The sequence below is a fragment of the Erwinia sp. S43 genome, assembly GCF_016624745.1.
GTDB classification, from domain to species: Bacteria; Pseudomonadota; Gammaproteobacteria; order Enterobacterales; family Enterobacteriaceae; genus Erwinia; species Erwinia coffeiphila.
The window spans coordinates 1-316 of sequence record NZ_JACVTX010000078.1 but is presented as its reverse complement, the minus strand read 5'-3'; the positions used below and the strand labels follow the sequence as shown (position 1 = coordinate 316).

Below are 316 nucleotides of genomic sequence, written 5' to 3'. Positions count from 1 at the left end.
ATTCCCCTGATGATAACAAGTTACGTCTGTACGCGGATTCACGTCTCGATGGGCTTTGTTGAATAAATCGAACTTTTGTTGAGTTGAAGGATCAGATCACGCATCCTCCCGACAACACAGACCGTTCAGTGGCAAAGCAAAAGTTCAGAATTACAAACTGGCCCACCTACAACAAAGCCCTTATCAACCGTGGCTCCCTTACTTTCTGGCTGGATGATGACGTTATTCAGGCCTGGTATTAATCAGCAACGCCTTCACCACGGGCAAGGCCTCAGCGCTATTCTGACCTTGCCATCACCACTGTCCTGGTGATTAA

General features: G+C 47.8%; 1 pseudogene. It reads left to right on the top strand.

The features are described 5' to 3' along the window. Nucleotides 1-83: 83 nt before the first annotated feature. Nucleotides 84-316: pseudogene (locus tag IBT47_RS26850) on the top strand (transposase); the annotation flags it as partial.